The organism is Citricoccus alkalitolerans, assembly GCF_039528175.1.
GTDB classification, from domain to species: Bacteria; Actinomycetota; Actinomycetes; order Actinomycetales; family Micrococcaceae; genus Citricoccus; species Citricoccus alkalitolerans.
Genome location: NZ_BAAALH010000001.1, coordinates 1287281 through 1309636, shown reverse-complemented (window position 1 = coordinate 1309636; position 22356 = coordinate 1287281). Strand labels below are relative to the sequence as shown.

Below are 22356 nucleotides of genomic sequence, written 5' to 3'. Positions count from 1 at the left end.
AGGAGGTCCAATGTCCCCGAGGACGACCGATGGCATGTTCACCAAAGTGCTGGTGGCCAACCGCGGCGAGATTGCCGTTCGCGCCTTCCGTGCCTGCTATGAGCTGGGTGCCCGCACCGTGGCGGTGTTCCCCTATGAGGACCGGAACTCCATCCACCGGCAGAAGGCGGACGAGGCCTACCGCATCGGTGAGGAGGGCCACCCCATCCGCGCCTACCTGGATGTGGACGAGATCATCCGGGTGGCCACGGAATCGGGCTGTGACGCCATCTATCCCGGATATGGGTTCCTGTCCGAGAATGCCGGGCTGGCCCGCGCCTGCGAGGAGGCGGGCATCGCCTTCGTCGGTCCGCCGGCCGACGTCCTCGAGTTGACGGGCAACAAGGTCGAGGCCCTGAGAGCGGCCAAGGCCGCCGGGATCCCGACGCTGAAGTCCTCGGAACCGAGTTCGGACGTGGACTGGCTCGTCTCCCAGGCCGAGGACATCGGCTTCCCGATCTTCGTCAAGGCCGTTGCCGGCGGTGGAGGCCGTGGCATGCGCCGGGTCGAGAGCTCGGCCGACCTGCCGGACGCCCTGAATGCGGCCATGCGCGAGGCCGAGACAGCCTTCGGCGATCCCACCATGTTCCTGGAGCAGGCTGTCCTGCGGCCCCGGCACATCGAGGTCCAGGTGTTGGCCGACGCGTCGGGGGAGACGGTCCACCTCTTCGAGCGTGACTGCTCCATGCAGCGGCGCCACCAGAAGGTCATCGAGATCGCTCCCGCCCCCAACCTGGATGACTCCATCCGTGAGGCGCTGTACGCCGATGCGGTGAAGTTCGCCCGCGCCATGGACTATGTCAACGCCGGCACGGTCGAGTTCCTCGTGGACACGGCCGGTGAACGGGCCGGGCAGCACGTGTTCATCGAGATGAATCCCCGCATCCAGGTGGAGCACACGGTCACCGAGGAGATCACGGACGTGGACCTCGTGGCCTCCCAGCTGCGGATCGCGGCGGGGCACAGTCTGGACGAACTCGGCATCCACCAGGAAGACCTGCGGATCCGTGGGGCCGCGATGCAGTGCCGCATCACCACCGAGGATCCGTCGAACGGCTTCCGGCCGGACACCGGCACCATCACCGCCTACCGCTCGGCCGGTGGCTCCGGCGTCCGGCTGGACGGCGGCACCATCTACACCGGCGCCGAGATCAGTCCGCATTTCGACTCGATGCTGGTCAAGCTCAGCTGCCGCGGCCGTGACTACCTGACGGCGGTGCGCCGCACCCGGCGCGCCCTGGCCGAGTTCCGTGTGCGCGGCGTCGCCACCAACATCCCGTTCCTGATGAACGTGCTGGACGACCCGACCTTCGTGGCCGGGGACGTGGCTACCGACTTCATCGACGCACACCCGGAGCTGGCCCAGGTGAACCGCAGCCAGAACCGCGGTTCCAAGGCCCTGCAGTACCTGGCCGATGTCACCGTGAATCAGCCACATGGTCCGAGGGTGGACGGGATTGATCCCCGGGACAAGCTGCCACACTTCCCCGGGGACAAGTCCGAAGAGCCGGACCGCAGCCCCTTCGATGGTCCGTCGTCCATTCAGCCACCGGCCGGATGGCGCCAGGTCCTGTTGGAGCGGGGACCGGAGGGCTTCGCTGCCGATCTGCGCTCCCGTACCGAACTGGCCGTCACGGACACCACCTTCCGCGACGCGCACCAGTCGCTGCTGGCCACGAGGGTCCGTACTCGGGACCTGTTGGCCGCTGCGCCCGCGGTCGCTCACACCTTGCCGGGACTGTTCTCCGTTGAGGCCTGGGGCGGGGCCACCTATGATGTCGCGCTGCGCTTCCTGGCCGAGGACCCGTGGGCCCGGCTGCGGTTGCTGCGGGAGGAACTGCCGAACATCCCGTTGCAGATGCTGTTGCGCGGCCGCAATACGGTTGGCTACACCCCGTACCCGGTCGAGGTGACCAATGCCTTCGTGCAGGAGGCCGCGGACACGGGCGTGGACATCTTCCGCATCTTCGACGCCCTGAACGACGTCGGCCAGATCGCCCCGGCCATCGAGGCGGTCCGGGCCACGGGGACCGCCGTGGCGGAGGCGGCCCTGTGCTACACAGGCAACCTGCTGGATCCGGCAGAGAAGCTGTACACCCTCGACTACTACCTGGGACTCGCCCGGCAGATGGTCGATGCCGGCGCGCACGTCCTCGCCATCAAGGACATGGCCGGACTGCTACGCCCTCAGGCCGCCAAGGAACTGGTCGGCGCCCTGCGCGGAGAGTTCGACCTGCCGGTGCACCTGCACACGCACGACACGGCTGGTGGCCAGCTGGCGACTCTGCTGGCCGCGGCCGAGGCCGGAGTCGATGCCGTGGACACCGCCGTGGCCTCCATGGCCGGCACCACCAGCCAGGTCCCGATGTCAGCCCTCGTCGCCGCCCTGGAGCACGGGGAGCGGGACACTGGACTGGGGCTGGACCGGGCCGCGGGACTCGAGCCGTACTGGGAGACGATCCGCGAGATCTACCGACCCTTCGAATCCGGGCTCTCGGCACCCACCGGCCGCGTGTACCGCCACGAGATCCCCGGCGGTCAGCTCTCCAACCTGCGCCAGCAGGCGAACGCCCTGGGACTCGGGGACCGGTTCGAGCAGATCGAGAAGATGTACGAGGCGGCCAACGCGATGCTGGGGAACATCGTCAAGGTCACGCCCAGCTCCAAGGTGGTCGGCGACCTCGCCCTGCAGCTGGTCGGCATGGATGTGGACCCCGCTGCCTTCGCCGAGAACCCTCAGGACTTCGATGTGCCGGATTCCGTGATCGGCTTCCTGTCCGGCGAGTTGGGCGACCCGCCCGGAGGCTGGCCGGAACCGTTCCGCGGCCGGGCCCTGCAGAACCGGGGCCAGCGCCGTCCGGAGGCCGAGCTCACGGCCGAGGACCGCGCGTCGTTGTCCGAGCCCGGCGCCCCACGCCAGGCGACGCTCAACCGGCTCCTGTTCCCAGGCCCCACGCAGGAGTTCGAGGCCAGCCGGGACGAATTCGGAGACACCTCGGTGCTCCACACCCGCGATTGGCTCTATGGAATGGTGACGGGGCAGGAGCACGTCATCTCCCTGGGCAAGGGCGTCCGCCTGCTGGCCACGCTCCAGGCGATCGGCGAGCCCGACACCAAGGGCTTGCGTCCCGTCATGGTGACCCTGAACGGGCAGGCGCGCCAGATCACGGTCCGGGACCGCTCCGTGGAATCAACGGCCCGTGCCGCTGAGAAGGCAGATCCATCGGCCGCCGGTCATGTTGCCGCACCGTTCGCCGGGGTCGTGACGGTCAACGTCGCTGAGGGTGATGCTGTGGAGGCCGGCGCCACCGTGGCCACCATCGAGGCCATGAAGATGGAGGCGGCCATCACGGCCCAGGCCGGCGGGACCGTGTCCCGCGTGGTGCTGAGCGGGACCACTCCGGTGGAGGGCGGCGATCTGCTCCTCGTCGTGGACTGACACCGGGGACGCCGAGCGAGATCAGGTCGGGGACGGTGCCCGTGGACCGTAGGCTGTGTCCATGGGCACCGACACCACCTCATCGTTTGACCTGATCATCATCGGCTCCGGCTCCGGCAACTCGCTGGTCACCCCTTACTGGGACGGCCGTCGGGTGGCGATCATCGATGCCGGGATCTTCGGTGGAACCTGCCTCAACGTCGGATGCATCCCCACGAAGATGTTCGCCTACCCGGCCACTCTGGCGGCCGTCCCCGCGGAGTCCGGTCGGCTGGGCGTGGACCTGGAGCTTCGCTCGACGGACTGGGCCGGGATCCGGGACCGAATCTTCTCCCGGATCGATGCGATTTCTTCGGGAGGCTTCCGGTACCGCGATCAGGAACTGGACCACACCACCGTCATCACCGAGGAGAGTCGGTTCACCGGGACACGCCAGCTGACGACGGCGAGCGGGCGGGTCCTGGAAGCCGAGAACATCGTGGTGGCCGCGGGCTCCCGGCCGGTGCTTCCCGAGGTTCCGGGGATTGACCTCCCACAGGTGCACACGTCGGATTCGATCATGCGGCTGCCCACGCTTCCTGAGACGCTGGTGATCCTCGGCGGCGGATTCATCGCCGCCGAATTCGCCGCGGTCTTCTCCGCCCTCGGTTCCTCGGTGGTCCAGGTCAACCGCTCCTCACAGTTGCTGCGTACCCATGACGAGACGATCTCTGAGCGGTTCACCGAGCTCGCCTCCCGGCAGTGGCGGCTCGAGACCGGGTGGACCGCGTCCCGGATCGAGGAGACGGAGTCTGGGTGGGTGGCGGTGCACCTGGAGGGGGCGGAGGGCGCCACGATGGTGATTGACGCCGAGGCGGTGCTCGTGGCCCAGGGGCGGACCCCGAACACCGACCGGCTGGACCCGGCGTCCGCCGGCCTGGACGTGCACGGCGACGGCCGACTGATGGTGGACGAGTACCAGCGGCTGCTCTCGGGCGGAGCACCGGTTCCGGGGCTGTGGGCGCTGGGAGACATCTCCAGTGGACAGCAGCTCAAGCACGTGGCCAACCACGATCAGCGGATCGTCTCCCACAATCTCGAACATCCGGATGACCTGAGGGCCAACACGCTCGGCCCGATTCCGTCCGCCGTGTTCACCAGACCGCAGATCGGGTCGGCCGGACTAACCGAGGCCCAGGCGGTGGCCGAGTACGGCCGGGACCGGATCAGCGTCAAGGTGCAGGAGTACGGCGACGTGGCCTATGGCTGGGCCATGGAGGACACCTCCGGGCTGTGCAAGCTCATCGCCGACCGCCAGAACGGGCAGTTGATCGGGGCGCACCTCATCGGACATGAGGCACCGAACCTCATCCAGCTGCTCGTGCAGGCTATGAGTTTCGGCGTGGACGCCCACACGCTGGCCCGCGGCCAGTTCTGGATCCACCCGGCCCTGAGCGAGGTCGTGGAGAATGCCCTGCTGGGCCTGGAGGTCCCGGACAGCGGGCTCGTGTAGGACCTACGCGGGTTTGGGTGCCCCGTAGATCTCCTCAACCAGGCCTTCGAAGTCCTTCATCACCACGTTGCGCTTGATCTTCAGCGATGGGGTCAGCTGGCCGGACTCGATGGAGAAGTCCACCGGCGCGATCCGGAAGGCCCGGATGGACTCCGCCTGGGAGACCGACTGGTTGGACTTGTCCACCACGGACTGCACATGCTCCACCACCACCGGATGGGTGGCCAGTTCCTCCACCGGGGTGTCCGCCGCGATGCCGTGCTGCTGAAGCCAGCCCGGCAGGATCTCCGCGTCCAGGGTCACCAGCGCCGCCACGAACGGGCGATTGTCCCCCACCACCACGCACTGGGAGACGAGGGCGTCCGCGCGGACCTGGTCCTCCAGGACAGCAGGCACCACGTTCTTGCCGGAGGCCGTGACGATGATCTCCTTCTTGCGGCCGGTGATCGTCAGATAGCCGTCGTCATCCAGGGAGCCGATGTCCCCGGTGTGGAACCAGCCGTCCACGATCTCCTTCTCGGTGACGTCCGGCCGGTTGTGGTACGCGCGCATCAGGCAGACTCCCTGGGCCAGGATCTCGCCGTCGTCGGCGATGCGGACGCCGTTGCCTGGCAGTGGCTTGCCGACCGTGCCGATCTTCACCGCGCTGGGCAGGTTCACGGTGACCGGGGCGGTGGTCTCCGTGAGGCCGTAGCCCTCCATGATGTTGACACCGATGCCGCGGAAGAAGTGTCCCAGCCGGGCGCCGAGGGGGCCGCCACCGGACACGGCATGCGCCACCTGCCCACCCATGGCATCACGGATCTTGCCGTAGAGCAGCTTGCCGAAGAGCGCATGTTTGGCGCGCAGCATGAGGGGGACCTTGCCGTCGGACAGGGCCTTCGAATAGTCGATGGCGGTCTGTGCCCCGGCGGCGAAGATCTTCCCCTTGCCGCCGGTCTCCGCCTTCAGCTGGGCCGAGTTGTAGACCTTCTCGAAGACGCGGGGAACGGCCAGCAGGAAGGTCGGATGGAAGGACTGCAGATCTGGGACCAGTTGTTTGATGTCCGAAGTGTGACCGACCTTGGCGCCGGCGGCCAGGGCCAGCACGGAGATGAACCGCGCGAAGACGTGCGCCAGGGGGATGAACATGACGGTGCTGGAACGGGCGTTGACGATCCCGGCCAAATCAGTCCCGAGCGCCTGCAGGCTGAGCTCGGCGAAATTGCCGTGAGTGAGCTCACAGCCCTTGGGCTTCCCGGTGGTGCCCGAGGTGTAGATGATGGTCGCCAGATCTGGGAGGTTGGCAGCGGTGCGTCGAGACTCCATGACGTCCGAGTCGGGCCCGCGGGCTGCCAGTGAGCGTAGTTCGTCCAGGCCGTCAGCCTCGATCAGCCAACTGTCCACCAGGGGGTCGAGCTGTTCCTGACGGATGGCCGTCTCCACCACGGTGCGGTGGCGGGCGGTCTCGCAGACGACGGCGCGCACGTTGGCATCCGAGACGATCCAGGCCACCTGGCTGGGGGATGAGGTCTCGTAGATGGGGACCGTCACCGCGCCGGCATACCAGATGGCGAAGTCAACGAGGGTCCACTCGTAGCGAGTGGGGGACATGATGCCGATGCGGTCCCCGGCCTCAAGCCCGGCAGCGGCCAGGCCACGAGCCAAGGTGCGGACATCCTCATGGAAGGCGGAGGAACTGACATCGGTCCATTGACCGGGTGAGGCCTGACGGGCGAACAGCGGCCGCCGGGGATCCGCCAGGACCTGCTGTTCAAGGAGATCGGTGATGTTCGTCTCCTGGGGGACCTGGACCGTGGGAGGGGTAATGTATTCCTTCAACGTGCGCTCCTGGTGCTTGGCTGTGCCGCTGTGTGGCGATGTGGCTCTCTGGGGTGCCGACCGGCCGGGCGGGGGTGCCCGGGGCTTTTGACCCTACAGGACAAGCCCGGAACCGGTGTGGCGTGTACCACAATCGTGATAATACTACCCACCGGTAACCAGTGGTGCGAGGCCGTACCTTCTCGGCGCACCGGGCGCACCGGGTGCCCTACGAGGCCAGGGATACTGAGCGGGGACCGAAGGAGATCTGGACGTGGCTGACGTGGCTGGTACTGAGAGTACGCCGGTCGCCGCAGCCATCGGCCTGGACGTGGGCGGCGGTGCCGTGAAGGCAGGAACGGTGGTGCTGACCGCCGGTGGAACCCTGACTGGGACGGCCGTGACCGGCACCACCCTGCCGGGTGGCGCAGGCCCCGCGATGGAGGCCGCTGAGACCCGGATTGAACACCAGGTCGAATCGGATGGAAACGCGTTGTCCGCTCTGTGTGCCGCCATCGCCCGGGACCAGTACAGCGGCCTCCGCTCCCGCTGGCCCGGCCTCCCTGTGGTGTGGGGTGTGTCCGCCGCAGCGTGGATCGATCCGCACAGCGGTCGATCGGTGTTCAGCCCGCACCTGGGCGGCTGGCGGAACCGTGCCCTGCCGCAGGACCTCTCCCGAGCACTGGCCGACCTCACCGGGCTTCCCCTGGCACCCGGAGGGTCCAGGGAGCACGCATCGGGGACGGCCCCCGTACCCTCGGTGATCAACGATGCCGACGCGGCGGCCTGGGCCGAGGCCCGCTTGGCGTCGACTGCCGCCGGCCCGGACCGGATGGTCCTGGTGGCCATCGGCACTGGGATCGGTGGTGCGTTGGTCCGGGATGGCGCTGTGGACATCGGTGAGCACGGCATGGCCGGTGAGTTCGGGCATATGACCATGGACCCGTCCGGCCCGCTGTGCCCCTGTGGGAATACCGGCTGCTGGGAACTGCTGGTCTCCGCGGACGCCCTGGCGGCCCGTGCTGGACGGACCTCGGCGCGTGCCACCATCGACGATGCCCTGGACGGAGACCGGGCCTGCCGCGACGCTGTGGCCTGCACCGGCCGGTGGCTCGGCCGCGGCCTGGCCACGCTGGCAGCCGTCCTGGATCCGGTGCGGTTCGTCATCGGAGGCGGTGTGGCCGCCGCAGGGGAGTTGCTGCTGGGGCCGGCACGAGAGGAATTGGCCCGGCATCTTCCCGGCGGACGACGACGTCCCATGCCGTCGGTCTCGGTCGCGACCTTGGGCAACCAGTCCGGATGGGTGGGAGCAGCGGGCGTTGCGCTGGAACGCGCCGGCTGGCCCGTGCGGGCGCTGTCAACCGGATCGGGTCCGCACTGGCGCGGTAGTCCGCCGCCGGGAACCCGGCCGGCCCCTTAGACCTGGGCGCCGTCGTCGTTCCAGGGGTCGCGGCGATCCTGGTCCCGGGGCAGGGACAGGAACAAACCGACCGCCCCGGCCACAAAGGCGGCGATGAAGACCGTGATGACGATGCCCGGGATACCGGGCCAGAAGAGGGCGGATAGCAGCAACGCCGCCGGGCCGCCGATCAGTCCGACCACGCTCAGGACCATGGCCGGCCGTCCGGTGGCCAGGGCAGGGGGGTCGGGCGGGACGAAGTCACCCTCGTCCTCATCGTCGACGGTGTAGTCCCGCGGCCCCCACTCCGGTGTCTCGGCGAAGTATGGGGCGAGATCGGGTCGCCCCGCCGTAGGCGGTTCGGGGGCAGGCCCAGGTGGCTCGAGCGGGCCGAGGCCCTCGACGATCTGTTGCCACTGGCGATCGATCTCAGCCTGGTCCTGGTGCTCGGGGTCTCCTTCTCCGTCGGGCTCGTGACCGTGAGATCCGTCCCGGCGTTCAGTCATGACAGTCCTTCCCGTCGACGGGAGTCCACGGTGGCGGACATGAAGGCGATTGACTCGTCGTGGATGAGGCCGGCGTCCCAGTCGAGGGTGGCCACGTGATAACTGTTGTACAGGGGCCGCACGGTCAGCAGTCCAGGCGCGAGCCGGCGCCCCAGGACGGTCATCGAGGAATGCGGCACCACGTGGTCGGCGGTGGAGCGGAACGCCAGCACCGGTGAGTCGATGTCCGGCAGGGCGAGGCGGGCCGCCTTCTGCACCGCGCCGACCTGGCGCACACCGGCCAGCGGGGTGCGGGTATAGGCTCGCTCGTCCACACCGGGGCGCATCGTGTCATTGGCAATGGGGGCGACGGTGCGGACGGCGTGACGGAGCAGCCCGGCCAGGGGTGCGGCTGCAGACGCGAACCGCAGGGCAGGATTCACGACCATGGTCCCCGCGACCGGCCGGTGTGCTGCGGCGTCGAGCGCGAGGGCACCCCCCATGGACAGTCCCGCCACGAACACGTGCTCGTGGGTGGCGAGCAGGTCATCGACGGTCTGGCGAGCGATGGAACGCCAGTCTGCGGCGGTGAATTGTTCCAGGTCCTCCCATCGGGTGCCATGGCCGGCCAGCAAGGGCACCTCGACGGCGGCACCGGCCTGCGCGAGGGCCGTGGCCCACGGCGCTATCGAGAAGGGGCCCGAGGTGAAACCGTGGAACAGCGCGACGGCGGTCGAGCCGGGACCGCGGGCCAGGACACCGTCCGGAGCGCCACTCAGGGTCATCGGCCTCTGCAGGGAATCCATCACGCCAGCCTAGCCGCCACGGTGGCGACAGACTCCTAGACTGGTGCGGGTCCGCACCGTCTGAGGAGAGGTTCATCTTCCGTGTTCTATTGGTTCGCCAAGACCTTCGTGGTGGCACCCGTGACGAACCTCCTGTTCCGTCCCTGGGTCAAGGGGTTGAACAATGTGCCCGAGGAGGGGGCGGCCATCCTGGCCAGTAATCATCTCTCGGTGTCCGACTCCATTTTCATGCCGGCCCAGCTGGACCGGCAGGTGCACTTCCTGGCCAAGAAGGAGTACTTCTCGGGCAGGGGACCCAAGGGGTGGATCACCCGGAAGTTCTTCGAGGCCACCAACCAGCTGCCCATGGACCGGGCCGGCGGCAAGGCCTCGCTCGACTCGCTCCGGTCCGGCCTCGAGGTGTTGCAGGACGGCAAGCTCCTCGGGATCTATCCGGAGGGCACTCGCAGCCCGGACGGACGGCTGTACCGGGGCAAGCTGGGCGTGGCCAAGCTCGCGCTGAACGCCCGGGTGCCCGTGGTGCCGATCGCGATGATCGGCACAGACAAGGTTCAGCCCATCGGCCGCACTATCCCGAGCATTCGCCGCGTGGGCATGATCTTCGGCCAGCCCCTGGACTTCTCCGAGTACTACGACCGCACCGGTGACCGCTTCGTGGAACGGCAGGTCACTGACCAGATCGTGGAGGCCATCCGGAGACTCTCCGGCCAGGAGTACGTGGATGTCTACGCTTCCACCGTGAAGAGCAGGCCTGCACCGGACGCACCGGACGCTCAGTAGGTCACAAGCACGCATCCGCGGCCCGGGTTCCGTACCCTGTAACCATGATTTCGGATCCCACCACAGACTTCCCGGCCTTCGGCTCAGCCCAATCGAATGGCGCGGCCGACTATCCCGGCCTGGACGACTGGCGGGCGAAGCCGGTCTCTCAGCAACCCACCTGGGAGGATTCGGCCGAGTTCGAGTCAGCCATGGCGGAACTGTCCTCCGCCCCGCCGCTGGTGTTCGCCGGTGAGGTGGATGTGCTCCGCACGCAGTTGGCGGCGGCCGCCCAGGGCGAGGCCTTCCTGCTCCAGGGTGGTGACTGCGCCGAGACCTTCGCCGGCGCCACGGCCAACAAGATCAGTGCCCGGGTCAAGACCATTCTTCAGATGGCCGTGGTCCTGACGTACGGTGCTTCTCTGCCGGTGGTGAAGATGGGCCGGATGGCAGGACAGTTCGCCAAGCCCCGGTCCTCGGACACGGAGACCCGGGACGGCGTCACCCTGCCGTCCTTCCGGGGCGAGATCGTCAACGGCTTCGACTTCACACCAGAGTCCCGCCGCCACAATCCACAGCGCATGGTCCAGGCATACAACACCTCGGCCGCCACGCTGAACCTGGTCCGCGCCTTCACCCAGGGTGGATTCGCCGATCTGCGGTCCGTGCACGCCTGGAACCAGGGTTTCATGAAGAATCCTGCCTACTCGCGCTACGAGGAGCTCGCGGGCGAGATCGATCGTGCGGTGCGGTTCATGGACGCTGCGGGTGTGGATTTCAGCGCCCTGCGTCGAACGGACTTCTTCACGGCCCACGAGGCCCTGCTGCTGGACTATGAACGGGCCCTGACCCGTATCGACTCACGCTCCGGGCTGCCGTACTCGACCTCAGCGCACTTCCTGTGGATCGGCGAGCGGACCCGGGACCTGGACGGCGCCCATGTCGAGTTCCTCTCCAAGGTCCGGAACCCGATCGGCGTGAAACTCGGGCCCACCACGAAGCCCGAAGACGCCCTGGCGCTCATCGACAAGCTCGATCCCGAACGCGAGCCTGGCCGGCTGACCTTCATCACCCGGATGGGTGCTGGCAGGATCCGGGAGTACCTGCCCGCCCTGGTGGAAGCGGTCCGGGACTCAGGAGCCCAGCCGCTGTGGGTCACCGACCCGATGCACGGCAACACGGTCACCGCCGCCAACGGGTACAAGACGCGCCGGTTCGACGACGTCATGGACGAGGTGCGGGGCTTCTTCGAGGTCCACCGGGCTGCCGGGACCTACCCGGGGGGTCTGCACGTGGAGATGACCGGTGACGACGTAGCGGAGTGCCTGGGTGGTTCGGACCCGATCGACGAGTCGGCCTTTGCCGACCGCTACGAGACGCTGGTGGATCCGCGGTTGAACCACCAACAGTCCCTCGAGATGGCGTTCTTGGTCACGGAGGCCCTGTCCCATCCCGATCGCTCCGTCTAGAGCACGCGGCGGACGTCCGGCCCCACCGGCTGGACATCCGCCCTGGCCCGGACGATCTGCCGCCGGACACGGGATGACTAGAGGATGAGGATCCGCACCGTCGATCCCTCGGCCGCCTCGGCTCCCGACTCGGGTGACTGATTCCGCACCCGGCCGTCTCGGCTGCCGAAGAAGTCGCCCAGGATCTCGGTCTCCTCCACCTCGAATCCGGCCTCCTCGAGCTGACGGCGTGCCTCACCCTGGGGTTGTCCGGTGACATCAGGGACCTCAAGCATCCTCGGCCCCAGGGACTGGACCGCCGTGACCGTCGATCCGGGCAGGACGTCGCCCTCGGCCGGATCCTGGCTGATGATGCGGCCCGCCTCGACGGAGGCGGAATGCTCGCTGCCGCTGACCTCCAGTTGCAGGCCGGCCGCCTCCAGCTCGGTCGTGGCCTCCTTCACCGTCATCCCGGAGAGATCAGGGACGGCGACCGGCTGGGGCCCCTCTGAGACGACGACCGAGACCGCGTGGTTGCGGCGCAGCTCCTCCTGGGCGGCAGGGGACTGGCTGAGGATGGAATCCTGCTCCACGGTGTCAGAGTATTCGTGGGTCACGGCGCCCAAGGCCAGTTCGGCATCCTGGAGGGTGGCCTCGGCCTCGTCCTGCCCCAGACCGGTCAGATCGGGCACCGCGAACAGTTCAGGTCCCAAGGACACCGTGACCAGTACCGTGTTGAACCGCCTCACCTCGGTTCCGCCCCGGGGGTCGGTGGCGATCACGCTGTCCTCGGCCACCACGTCATGGTGCACGCTGGCCAGGGCGTAGCCGACTCCCGTCTGCTGGAGTGCATCCACGGCCGAGACCTTGCTGCGGCCCTCCACCTCCGGGACAGTGACCATGCCGCCGGGGCCGGCACCGAAGAACCAGCCTGCCAGTACCAGGACGGCAGTGATGATGAGCACGACGGCGGCCCAGATCCACATGCGCTTGCCGCTGCGGTGGCCGAGGATTTCCGTGGGGGTCTTCGCCTGGCGGGCTGCCTGGCGCCGCTCCTGGCGCGCAGAGGTGGAACGGCTTGGTGGCCTGAAGGTCCGCCCGGCCCGGCCGAGCCTGCCGGTCGCGTCCGTCCTGCCGGCCTGGTCCGTCCTGGGAGCGTCGAGGGGCGCTCCCGACGCACCCGACACGTCGGACTGGTCGGTCGGGGGCTCGGCAGGTGGCTCGCCGTGCTCGTCCGGCTGGAACGTGGGCAGCACCGAGGTGCGGTGACGGCCTGACGGCGGCAGGACCGTGGTCGCCCCCGGGTCCAGGACGTCGGTGGCATCGGGCTGGTCCACAGACCCGATGACGTCCGTGGCGTCCCGGTCCCATGGCTCGCCGTCCCAGGCCCCGTCGCCGTCGTCGACGTCCTGGGGGTCGTCGGCCTCGTCCTCGTGGTGGTAACCCTGAGAGCCCAGTACCTCGGTGCCGACCGGACCTGCGGCGGCCGTTGCCGCCCCGGCGGCCGCGGGTGCCGTGAATGCCTCGATATCGAGGTCCTCGTCGGGGAGGGACGAGCGGAGACTGCGAATCTCGGCCAGGAGGACTGCGGCGTCCGCCGGGCGATCACGTGCGTTCGGCGCTGTCGACCACTGCACCAGCCGGTCCAGGTCGGCGGCCAGTCCCGTGACCACCTCGGAAGGAGCAGGCACCTCATGGTTGATGTGCTGGTAGGCCACCTGGATGGGGGAGGATCCGGTGAAGGGCTGGCGGCCGGTCAGCATCTCGTACGCCATGATCCCGACGGCGTAGACATCACTGCGTTCGTCAGCGGGGGAGCCGCTGACCAGTTCCGGGGAGATGTAGGCGACGGTGCCGACCAGGGCAGCGCCCGTCCCGGTGAAGTTGGTGGTGGCTCGGGCCAGGCCGAAGTCTGCGACCTTGATGCGACCGTCCCGGGACACCAGCACGTTCTCGGGCTTCATGTCGCGGTGGACGAGGCCGGCCCGGTGGGCCGCCGCCAGTCCGTCGACGATGGCCTCCAGGTAGGCCAACGCCACACGAGGGGTCATGGAGCTGCGCCGTTCCAGGACGGTGCGCAACGTGTAGCCCGGTACATACTCCATGACGAGGTAGGCGAGGTTTCCGTCCGGGTGCTCGTCCACGCCCTGGTCCAGCACGTTGACCACGTGCGGATGGGAGAGCCGGGCGGCGGTTTTGGCCTCCTGTTCGAACCGTTCGACCAGGTCGGGGTTCTCGGCGAGGTGGGGGTAGAGGACCTTGAGCGCGACCTCGCGGTCCAGGCGCTGGTCCACCGCCAGATACACCGTGGACATGCCGCCCCGGGCCAGCCGGGTGTGGACCTCGTACCGTCCCTCGATGACGGTCCCGTTCATGGGGTCGGCGCGGTATTCCTTCACCATTACAGGGTAGACCGGCCCAACGTCCGGTCCGGGGACCAGAGGGTCAGAAGCGCTTCATGTAGTTCTTGACCTTGGCCACGTAGTCCTTGGTGTCCGACTTCATGCCGTTGCGCTGCACACCGCCCAGGCCCTGGTAGTAGGCCGCCACACCGATGTCGAAGGACCCGGCCGTACGCTGCAGCTGGCGGATGATCGCGATTCCGGCCGTCGCGTTGTCATGCGGGTCCAGCAGGTTGAGCTTGCGTCCGACGAGGTCTGATGCCCAGTCGCCCGAGCTCGGGATGACCTGCATGGCACCGATCGCATTGGCCGGGGAGACCGAGGCGTGGTTGAAGCTGGACTCGGTGAAGGCGTGGGCCAGGGCCAGGGACGGATCGACGCCCATCTGACGGGCGGTGTCAGCGATGATCGCCTGCATCTGGGAACGGGAGGGCACTCCGGCATTGAGCAGCGCCCGCTTGTTCTCGTTGGCGTCGCGGACGATGTGGTCTGGATAGGTGTAGTGCAGGAAGGTGTTCGGGACGAGGTCGCCCTCGGCCGGGGCGGCGGATGCCCCGGACCCGGAAAGATTGAGCTTCTGGCCCGGGTGGATGGTGGCTGACTCACTGAAGCCGTTCGCCGTCAGCAGGGTGGCGAGGCTGATGCCGTTCCGTGACGCGATGCCGTAGAGGGTGTCACCGGACTTGACGGTGTACGACTGCACGGTACTTCCGTCGGAAGCGCTGGATGACGCAGGGGCGACGGTGGTATTGCCGGAGAGCTTGAGCTTCTGGCCCGGGTGGATGATCGCTGTCGAGGACAGGCCATTGGCCTTCAGCAGCACGGAGAGTCCCATGCCGTTCCGAGCGGCGATGCCGGAGAGAGTGTCGCCCGACTTCACCGTGTAGGTCGTGGACGCGGTGTTCCCGCTTGCGGAGCCGGCCGGCGTGGCGGCAGGGGCACTGCCGCCACCGGAGAGCTTGAGCTTCTGGCCCGGGTAGATGGTGGAGGACGCGGAGATGCCATTGGCCTTGAGGAGGGCGGACAGGCTGACGCCGTGGCGGGCGGAGATGCCATACAGGGTGTCTCCCGAGGCGACCGTGTAGGTCTTGGCCGTGGTCGAGGTGCCGGTGGGGGAGGTGCCGGACGAGGCCGGAGCCACCGTGGTGCCGCCGGAGAGCGTGAGCTTCTGGCCGGGGTAGATGATCGACGACGCCGAGAGGCCATTCGCCGTCAGCAGGGAGGAGAGGGCGAGGCCATGGCGCACGGCTACATGGGACAGGGTGTCCCCGGCCTTGACGGTGTAGGTCTGGGCAGTGGTGCCGCTGGATGCGGGCTGGGCAGACGTGGACGACGACGACGGCGCGGAGCCCGGGAGTGTGAGCTTCTGGCCCGGGTGGATGATCGTGGAGGCCGAGAGGCCATTGGCCTTCAACAGTGCCGACAGGGAGAGATCATGGCGCACGGCGATGTGGGACAGGGTGTCCCCGGCTTTGACCGTGTAGCTGGCGGCGGCCTTGGCGCTCTTGACGGCACCGGCGCCGGAGAAGGACGTGGGAACGCTGGAGGCCAGCGTCGCGGAGGAGAGTCGCACCTGTGCGGTCTCGATGTTCACGGGTGAGGCGGCCCGGGGGGTGAGCGCCTGGCGGGGGGCGTCGGCTACGGCCGGCGCGGCCAGGGCGGCCGAGCCCAGCACCATGAGCGGCAGGGTTGACGTGGCCAGGGCGGACTTCAACAGGCGTGGCGTGCCGGAAGGGCGATCAGTCATGTGGGTTTCCTCTGAAGGTGCTGCACCACCGAGGCTGCTCCCGTCACGGGTGTGAACAGAATGACAAACCACGTCTGATGATGCCTGTAATGAAAATGTGACAGATGTAAACGTACCTGAAGGTAGTTACGGAAGGGAATCTAGACGGTAACGATTCGGCAACGTAGCCGCGTTGCGCGTGGACAGGCGGGGCAACCGTCCGAGGGAAGGGTTGTCCCGCAGTTCCGCGTCAGTCGTTAGGCTGGGTAGGTGAATACCGCCGCAGGCAACAACGCCGCATCGCAGGAGCCGACGCTCGAAGACCTGGTGCAGGACTGGGAGTTCTTTCCCGACCTGGCCGAGAAATGGGACATCCCGGTCACTCGGGTCCACAACATGGTCAGTGACGGACGGTTGCTGACCGCCAAGGTCGGTGAACGCCACGCCCGCGCCGTTCCGGCCCTCTTCCTGACCGAAGAGGGGCCCCTGGAGCCGCTGAAGGGGACCATCTCGGTCCTCAGGGACGCCCGCTTCTCGGATGACGAGGCCATTCGCTGGCTCTACACCTCGGACGAATCCCTCCCGGGCCGCCCCATCGACGCGTTGCGGGAGGGCCGCAAGACGGAGATACGCCGGAGGGCGCAGGCGCTGGCCTGGTAGTCGCCCGTGCGCCGGCCGGAGGTCAGTGTTTCCGGTCCAGGATCTGCCGGGCCAACCGCTCCAGCCCTGCCTTGGCGTCCTGATCCATGGGCGCTTCGAGCAGGGCGGTCAAGGAAGCATCACCGAGGTCGAGGACCTCGCGTTCCACCCGGGCGCGGGCGCCTCCTGTCTCCATCAGGGTCTGGATCCGGGACACCGCCGCAGGGGTCAGCTCCGGATCGCCCAGCGCTGCTTCCACCTCTGCCACCTGGCTGGGGGTGAGCAGGTCCAGGGCGTGTGCCACCAACTCGGTGCGCTTCCCCTCGCGCAGATCGTCCCCGGCCGGCTTGCCGGTGACCTCGGGGTCACCGAAGACGCCGAGCAGATCGTCCTGCAGCTGGAACGCCTCACCCAGGGGGGCGGAGATCCGCCCGTAGTGCTCCAGCAGGTCCCCGTCCGCGCCGGACAGGATCCCACCTAGGCCCAGCGGGTGGACCACGGAGTACCGGGCGGATTTGAACCGCAGGACCGTGCGAGCCCGCTGCAGCGCCTCGGCCGGGTCCTGACCCGGCACCTCGACCTCGTCGAGGATGTCCAGGTACTGGCCGGCCATGACCTCGAAGCGCATCTCGTTGAACAGGCTTCGCGCACCCGCCGGGTTCGGGGAGGCGTCGGCGGCTGAGGCGAACACCTCCTCGCTCAGGGACAGGCACAGGTCGCCCGTCAGGATGGCGGCGGACACCCCGAAGTGGCCCGGGTCCTGCCGCCAACCCGCCTGCTGGTGCCGGACCTCGAAGGCGCGGTGGATGCTGGGGGCTCCCCGGCGGGTGTCGGACCGATCGAGGATGTCGTCATGGATCAGGGCCGCGGCCTGGAACAACTCGAGGGCCACGGCTGCGTCCAGGATGCACGGGTCATCGGGATGACCGCCGGCACCCTGCCAGCCCCACCAGGACAACACGGCCCGCATCCTCTTCCCGCCGCGGACGAGTCCGGCAATCGACTCCACCAAAGGAGTGGCGGAGGCGGAGATCGCCGCAGCGCGGCCGTGGTACCCGTCCAATAGCTCGACCATGCGGTCCCCGACGGCCTGGGCGAAGGCCGACTCGTGGTCGACGTCGGTGGGCTGGGGGGCAGAAGGGGGGAAAGGCACGGTGCTCCTTAGGGCGGTTCGGCGGCGTGCCCAGACTACCGGTGGCCGCGGGCTCTAAGCTGGTTTCATGACAGAGCGCAGGACCCCAACATCCGCCGAGGGCGGCGGATCGGATGGTTCCTGGGACGCCGTGATCCTGCACGTGGACATGGATGCCTTCTTCCTGGCGGTGGAACTGCTCGATCATCCGGAACTCACGGGGATCCCCTCGCTCGTCGCACATCGTGGCGGCCGATCGGTGGTCCTGTCGGCCTCCTATGAGGCACGTGCCTTCGGAGTGCGCTCCGCCATGCCGCTGGCGCACGCCCAGGCGCTCTGCCCGGGCGTCGCCGTGGTGGAACCCCGGCACGAACGCTATGCCGCGGCCTCCTCGGAGGTGATGCGGATCCTGGAGTCCTTCACTCCGGCTCTGGAGCAGCTCAGCATCGACGAGGCCTTCCTGGACGTCTCCGGGGCACGACGCCGGCTCGGTTCGCCCGCGCGGATCGGCACCCTGATCCGGGAGCAGGTCCGTGAACGGACGGGGTTGCCCTGCACCGTTGGTGCGGCGGCCACCAAATCCGTCGCCAAGATCGCCTCCACGCGGGCCAAGCCCGATGGCCTGGTGGTGGTCCCACCGGAGCAGACCCGCGCCTTTCTGGATCCCTTGCCGGTCTCCGCCCTCTGGGGCGTGGGGCCGGTCCTGCGTGAGCGACTGATGGCGGCCGGCCTCACCACGGTGGCTGATCTGGCGGCCCAGGCCCCACAGCGGATGGAGCGGTGGCTGGGAGTCCAGGGGCCGGCCCTGCTGAAGCTGGCCCGGGGGATCGATCCCCGTCCTGTCACGCCTGAGCGGGAGACCAAGAGCCTGGGTGTGGAGAAGACGTTCGAGCAGGATGTCCGCGACCCGGCTGTCCTCCACCGGCACCTGGTGGCGCTGGCCCATGAGGGCGCTATCAGGCTACGCCGCGCCGGCTTCCGCGCGGGGGCGGTCAGCGTCAAGGTCAAGGCGCCGGACCTGTCCGTGAAGACCCGCATCATGACGCTGACGACGCCCGTGGACTCCGCCGGGCCCCTCGCGGAGGTTGCTGAGGCCCTCCTGGCCGGACTCACGGACGGTCAGCACATCCCAGTCCGGTTGCTGGGGATCCGAGCAGAGCGGCTGTCCGGCGCCGACGAGGTGGTGCAGGAGGCTCTGTTGTGGGAGGACGAAAGCCCTCCCGCAAACTGGTCCGAGGCGGATCGGGTGGCCGATGACATCCGCCGAAAATTCCCACACGTCGCGTTGAAGCCGGCCACGCTGGTGGAGCGGAACGCTCCGGAAAAAGGACCGGATCGGCGCAAGGATATTCGCTGATCGCGGAACTGTTCGTATCAAGACGGTCAAGGGCGTCACCGATATGGCGTGGGGCCCCGGCCGAGCCCTATGCTAGAGGGACGGGAAGGCCCGGGCCGGAAGAGGAGGCAGCGATGCCGTTGTCTGAGCGGGAGCAGAAGCTCCTTGAGCAGCTGGAACAACAGCTGAATGCAGAGGACCCGCACTTTGCCACGAGCATGAGTGAAGCGGGTACCTCTCGTTTTTCGACCACCCGGTTGGTGGCCGGCGCGGTGACCGCGGCGGTGGGACTCGGCGCCCTCCTGTGGGGCGTCTCCCAACAGTTCATCTGGTTGGGCATCATCGGGTTCATCGTCATGGCGGCTGGGGTCTACGTGGCCACGAGTCGGTCGCGGCAGACCACTGGTGGACGGGGCCACGACTCCACCGCAGCAAAGAAGAACTCGCCCTTCATGGCGAATCTGGAGCAGCGGTGGGAGGAACGCCGCAACCAGGAACCCTGATCGTGCGCTGAACACTACTGAATGCTCCGGAATGCCGTGGCATGTCCGCAATCGCAACCCCGTCGCTCAGCGGCGGGGTTTCGTCGTTAACGGGATGTGCCGGCGGGCCTCCATTTCCCTCCCCATTTCCCTCCCCATTTCCCTCCCCGCTTCCCTCCCCACTTCCCCCCCCCACTTCCCGTCCCCGGCGAGCCCAGCGCGGGATTCCGTCCCGTGGCGGGGTATCGACGCCGTGGCAGGCGGCAGGCAGTCATCGTCTGCGCGGGGTTCCCTCCACTCCCTCCACCTCCCTCCCCGTCTGACCCTGAACGGAGGGAGGTGCCGTGTCTTGGCCGTGGAGCCCAATGATGCCAAGGGAGGACGTCTGGGCGGGGATGTGATGGCAGCCGTGAACGACGCTGAGCCACACCGTGTCTTCAGCCCGTTTTGGCTTGACTGTGGGGGGTTGTGGGGTAAAGTGGAGGACATCAGAGGATGGTGGTGAAGAAGGAGGGTCACGCGCACCTCTCGGACGGCAAAGGCGGTGGGTCGTGTTCCTCGGGACCTATACGCCGCGCCTGGATGAGAAGGCGAGGCTGATCCTCCCGGCCAAGTTCCGCGAGGAGCTGGCCGAGGGTTTGGTCCTCACTCGAGGGCAGGAGCGCTGCATCTATGTCTTCAGTGCTCGTGAGTTCGAGAAGGTCCACGAACAAATGAGGTCGGCACCACTGTCCTCACGTCAGGCCAGGGACTACATCCGTGTGTTCCTGTCCGGTGCGTCGGATGAGACTCCGGACAAGCAGGGACGCATCACCATCCCGGCTCCGTTGCGCAGCTATGCGGGACTGGACCGGGAGCTCGCCGTGATCGGTGCCGGCAGCAGAGCCGAGATCTGGGATGCCGGATCCTGGTCCTCCTACCTGGAGGAGCAGGAGAACGCGTTCTCCGAGACTGACGAGGAAGTACTGCCCGGGATCTTCTAGGAGACCAGGGTGCAAAACCACACAGCGCGGATTCTTGAATGAGACCTCCAGCCGCCCTCGGCCGGACCTGACCCGACTTCCCCCGGGCCAGGCACGGAACCGGTGAGCGGATGGGGATCTGGTCCAAGGGTCCGCCTGTCAATTAAGGGACCGGAACACCCATCAGCGAGGGAAGGGGAGGCGACGCGTGGCAACCGAACCGACTCCGGCACAGGACCGGCACGTACCCGTCATGCAAGACCGTGTCCTGGACCTGATGTCGCCGGGCCTCGACGCCGCTCGCCGGGCCGGACGCACGCCGGTCTACCTCGACGGCACCCTCGGCATGGGCGGCCACGCCGAGGCGATCCTGCAGCGTCACCCGGACGCCGTCGTCGTGGGCATCGACCGGGACACCGAGGCCCTGCGCCTGGCCGGCGAGCGGTTGGCCTGGGCCGGGGAGCGGCTCCACACTTGGCACGGCACCTATGACGAGGTCAGTGACGCCCTCGCCGCCGCGGGCTTCCACGAGGCCGATGCCATGCTCTACGACCTGGGCGTCTCCTCCTACCAGCTGGACGAGCGAGGGCGGGGCTTCGCCTATTCATACGACGCGCCGCTGGACATGCGCATGGACACCACGGGCGGCATCACCGCCGCCGACGTGGTCAACGATTATGACGAGGATCGGCTGCGGCGGATCATCCGGACCTGGGGCGAGGAGAAGTTCGCAGGGCGGATTGCCTCGGCCATCGTCCAGGCCAGGTCGGAGTCGCCCTTCACCTCCACCGGCCCCCTCGTCGAGGTCATTCGCGGGGCAGTCCCCGTGGCGGCCGGCAAGACCGGAGGACATCCGGCGAAGCGGACCTTCCAGGCACTGCGGATCGAGGTGAACGAGGAGCTCGACGTCCTCGAGGAGGCTCTCCCGGCGGCGCTACGGCACCTGGCCGTTGGCGGCCGACTGGTCGTCATGAGCTATCACTCGCTCGAGGACCGGATCACCAAGCGGGCGATCATGGCCGACGCCACCTCGACGGCACCCCCCGGCTTCCCGATCGAACTCGAGGAACACGCTCCCGTGGTCAAGGTCGTCACCCGGGGCGTGGACAAACCCACTGAGAAAGAAATCGAACAAAACCCTCGCGCCTCCTCAGCGAAAGTGCGAGCAGTTGAGAAGATCAGAGCATCAAGGAGCAAAGCATGACCGCAACGCAGCAGCGACTCGCCATGCAGCAGCCCGTCCCGACCCGCGAGAGCACCGCTCCGCAGGTCGGACAGGCTGCTCCTTGGCAACCCGTCATCCGGTCCGAACGGCAGCCCGATGGCGACGCCGGCCAGAACTCCTCGTCGCGCCGGCGCACCCCGCTGGCGCTCGTCCCCGCTCCCATCCGCAAGTCCGGCCGCGGATTCGCGGGTCTCTGCATCGCCGTCCTGGTCGCTGCACTGATGACTGTCCTCGTCACCAATATCACGGTGTCCAACCGCCAATACGAGCTGGTCTCGCTCAAGAACGAGCAGTTGGACCTGAGCCAGTCCAACGAGCTGCTCCGCCAGCAGGTCGAACACCTGGAAGCCCCGCAGAACCTGGCAGCCGAGGCCACGAAGCTGGGCATGGTCAATCCGGGAGACATCGCCTCGATCGATCTGCCCAGCGGTGCGGTCACCGGGACCGCCACCGCTGCCGACGCCGAGGACAAGCCCAGTGGCCACGTGGCCGCCCCCGAAAGCCCCGCCGAGAAGCACGCGGCAGCCGCTGCCGGCTCGGCCTCCACCGCCTCGGACGCGGAAACCCCCGAGGCGATTGAGGACCCCGTCGGCGTCGGTGCCTTCGCTGACCTGCCCGCCCCGACCGGTGGGGATGTCACCGGGAACGGCTCGGCGGACATGGCTGAGAGCCCAGCGCAGGAGGATGTGGCCGGCGGATCGGACAGCCTCAACGGCGGCACGATCCCGGCCCCGGAGTTCTCCGCCCGTGGAAACTGACCTGACCCACCTCTGACCGACCACCCG

Annotated in this window: 17 protein-coding genes; 11 read left to right on the top strand and 6 right to left on the bottom strand. The window is 68.1% G+C overall.

Annotated features, from left to right (window positions below):
- The first annotated feature begins 34 nt into the window (after positions 1-34).
- A complete protein-coding gene (locus ABD134_RS05805) occupies positions 35-3478 on the top strand; it encodes a pyruvate carboxylase (RefSeq protein WP_344227484.1) in 3444 nt (1147 codons plus the stop codon).
- Between the two features lie 61 nt (positions 3479-3539).
- A complete protein-coding gene (locus ABD134_RS05800; RefSeq protein WP_344227482.1) occupies positions 3540-4970 on the top strand; it encodes a mycothione reductase in 1431 nt (476 codons plus the stop codon).
- 3 nt (positions 4971-4973) lie between these two features.
- Here ABD134_RS05800 and ABD134_RS05795 read toward each other — a convergent pair whose 3' ends face one another.
- Positions 4974-6791: an AMP-dependent synthetase/ligase gene (locus tag ABD134_RS05795; RefSeq protein WP_344227481.1), complete on the bottom strand. Its 1818-nt coding sequence runs from the start codon at positions 6789-6791 to the stop codon at positions 4974-4976.
- Positions 6792-7044: 253 nt separating this feature from the next.
- On the opposite strand from ABD134_RS05795, the gene ABD134_RS05790 reads away from it, so the two are divergent.
- A complete protein-coding gene (locus tag ABD134_RS05790; protein WP_344227479.1) occupies positions 7045-8190 on the top strand; it encodes an ROK family protein in 1146 nt (381 codons plus the stop codon).
- On the opposite strand, the gene ABD134_RS05785 is transcribed toward ABD134_RS05790, so the two are convergent.
- Together ABD134_RS05785 and ABD134_RS05780 are read right to left on the bottom strand one after the other, a co-directional pair.
- Positions 8187-8675 (bottom strand): hypothetical protein, encoded by a 489-nt coding sequence (locus ABD134_RS05785; RefSeq protein ID WP_344227477.1) that lies wholly within the window; start codon positions 8673-8675, stop codon positions 8187-8189. The two genes, ABD134_RS05790 and ABD134_RS05785, sit on opposite strands and share 4 nt — an antisense overlap.
- Positions 8672-9460 carry an alpha/beta hydrolase gene (locus ABD134_RS05780; protein WP_344227475.1) on the bottom strand — a complete coding sequence of 263 codons (789 nt, stop codon included), beginning with the start codon at positions 9458-9460 and terminating at the stop codon, positions 8672-8674. Before ABD134_RS05780 ends, ABD134_RS05785 begins: the two co-directional genes overlap by 4 nt.
- An 81-nt stretch (positions 9461-9541) precedes the next feature.
- Between ABD134_RS05780 and ABD134_RS05775 the strand changes: the two genes are divergently transcribed.
- Positions 9542-10240, top strand: coding sequence for a lysophospholipid acyltransferase family protein (locus tag ABD134_RS05775; protein WP_344227473.1), 699 nt, complete (start codon positions 9542-9544; stop codon positions 10238-10240).
- 44 nt (positions 10241-10284) lie between these two features.
- The gene (locus ABD134_RS05770) at positions 10285-11688 is read left to right on the top strand and encodes a class II 3-deoxy-7-phosphoheptulonate synthase (protein WP_344227471.1); all 1404 of its coding nucleotides are present in this window, start codon (positions 10285-10287) and stop codon (positions 11686-11688) included.
- Positions 11689-11765: 77 nt separating this feature from the next.
- Here ABD134_RS05770 and ABD134_RS05765 read toward each other — a convergent pair whose 3' ends face one another.
- Positions 11766-14069, bottom strand: a complete 2304-nt coding sequence (locus ABD134_RS05765) for a PASTA domain-containing protein (protein ID WP_344227469.1) — start codon at positions 14067-14069, stop codon at positions 11766-11768.
- A gap of 43 nt (positions 14070-14112) precedes the next feature.
- Complete coding sequence (locus tag ABD134_RS05760) at positions 14113-15816, bottom strand: LysM peptidoglycan-binding domain-containing protein (RefSeq protein WP_344227467.1); 1704 nt, start codon at positions 15814-15816, stop codon at positions 14113-14115.
- 249 nt (positions 15817-16065) lie between these two features.
- Between ABD134_RS05760 and ABD134_RS05755 the strand changes: the two genes are divergently transcribed.
- Positions 16066-16455, top strand: coding sequence for an Rv2175c family DNA-binding protein (locus ABD134_RS05755; protein WP_344227466.1), 390 nt, complete (start codon positions 16066-16068; stop codon positions 16453-16455).
- Positions 16456-16477: 22 nt separating this feature from the next.
- Here the strand turns inward: ABD134_RS05755 and ABD134_RS05750 are convergent, their stop codons facing one another.
- Positions 16478-17587 carry a polyprenyl synthetase family protein gene (locus tag ABD134_RS05750; protein ID WP_344227464.1) on the bottom strand — a complete coding sequence of 370 codons (1110 nt, stop codon included), beginning with the start codon at positions 17585-17587 and terminating at the stop codon, positions 16478-16480.
- 67 nt (positions 17588-17654) lie between these two features.
- On the opposite strand from ABD134_RS05750, the gene dinB reads away from it, so the two are divergent.
- The 5 genes from dinB (at position 17655) to ftsL (ending at position 22329) form a co-directional block, all read left to right on the top strand.
- Positions 17655-18923 carry a DNA polymerase IV gene (gene dinB / locus ABD134_RS05745; protein WP_344227462.1) on the top strand — a complete coding sequence of 423 codons (1269 nt, stop codon included), beginning with the start codon at positions 17655-17657 and terminating at the stop codon, positions 18921-18923.
- A gap of 113 nt (positions 18924-19036) precedes the next feature.
- Entirely contained in the window at positions 19037-19405 is a 369-nt protein-coding gene (locus ABD134_RS05740; RefSeq protein ID WP_344227460.1) for a DUF3040 domain-containing protein, read from the top strand.
- Positions 19406-19935: 530 nt separating this feature from the next.
- Positions 19936-20367 carry a division/cell wall cluster transcriptional repressor MraZ gene (gene mraZ / locus ABD134_RS05735; protein ID WP_115931494.1) on the top strand — a complete coding sequence of 144 codons (432 nt, stop codon included), beginning with the start codon at positions 19936-19938 and terminating at the stop codon, positions 20365-20367.
- 232 nt (positions 20368-20599) lie between these two features.
- Positions 20600-21550, top strand: a complete 951-nt coding sequence (rsmH, locus tag ABD134_RS05730; RefSeq protein ID WP_378108451.1) for a 16S rRNA (cytosine(1402)-N(4))-methyltransferase RsmH — start codon at positions 20600-20602, stop codon at positions 21548-21550.
- Positions 21547-22329, top strand: coding sequence for a cell division protein FtsL (ftsL, locus tag ABD134_RS05725; RefSeq protein WP_344227453.1), 783 nt, complete (start codon positions 21547-21549; stop codon positions 22327-22329). The genes rsmH and ftsL overlap by 4 nt, the downstream gene beginning before the upstream one ends.
- Positions 22330-22356: the final 27 nt, after the last annotated feature.

Coding starts and splice junctions, on each gene's coding strand:
- ABD134_RS05740 (WP_344227460.1), top strand. CDS start 19,037: ATGCCGTTGTCTGAGCGGGAGCAGAAGCTCCTTGAGCAGCTGGAACAA.
- ABD134_RS05760 (WP_344227467.1), bottom strand. CDS start 15,816: ATGACTGATCGCCCTTCCGGCACGCCACGCCTGTTGAAGTCCGCCCTG.
- ABD134_RS05765 (WP_344227469.1), bottom strand. CDS start 14,069: ATGGTGAAGGAATACCGCGCCGACCCCATGAACGGGACCGTCATCGAG.
- dinB (WP_344227462.1), top strand. CDS start 17,655: ATGACAGAGCGCAGGACCCCAACATCCGCCGAGGGCGGCGGATCGGAT.
- ABD134_RS05770 (WP_344227471.1), top strand. CDS start 10,285: ATGATTTCGGATCCCACCACAGACTTCCCGGCCTTCGGCTCAGCCCAA.
- ABD134_RS05800 (WP_344227482.1), top strand. CDS start 3,540: ATGGGCACCGACACCACCTCATCGTTTGACCTGATCATCATCGGCTCC.
- rsmH (WP_378108451.1), top strand. CDS start 20,600: ATGCAAGACCGTGTCCTGGACCTGATGTCGCCGGGCCTCGACGCCGCT.
- ABD134_RS05780 (WP_344227475.1), bottom strand. CDS start 9,460: ATGGATTCCCTGCAGAGGCCGATGACCCTGAGTGGCGCTCCGGACGGT.
- ftsL (WP_344227453.1), top strand. CDS start 21,547: ATGACCGCAACGCAGCAGCGACTCGCCATGCAGCAGCCCGTCCCGACC.
- ABD134_RS05805 (WP_344227484.1), top strand. CDS start 35: ATGTTCACCAAAGTGCTGGTGGCCAACCGCGGCGAGATTGCCGTTCGC.
- ABD134_RS05785 (WP_344227477.1), bottom strand. CDS start 8,675: ATGACTGAACGCCGGGACGGATCTCACGGTCACGAGCCCGACGGAGAA.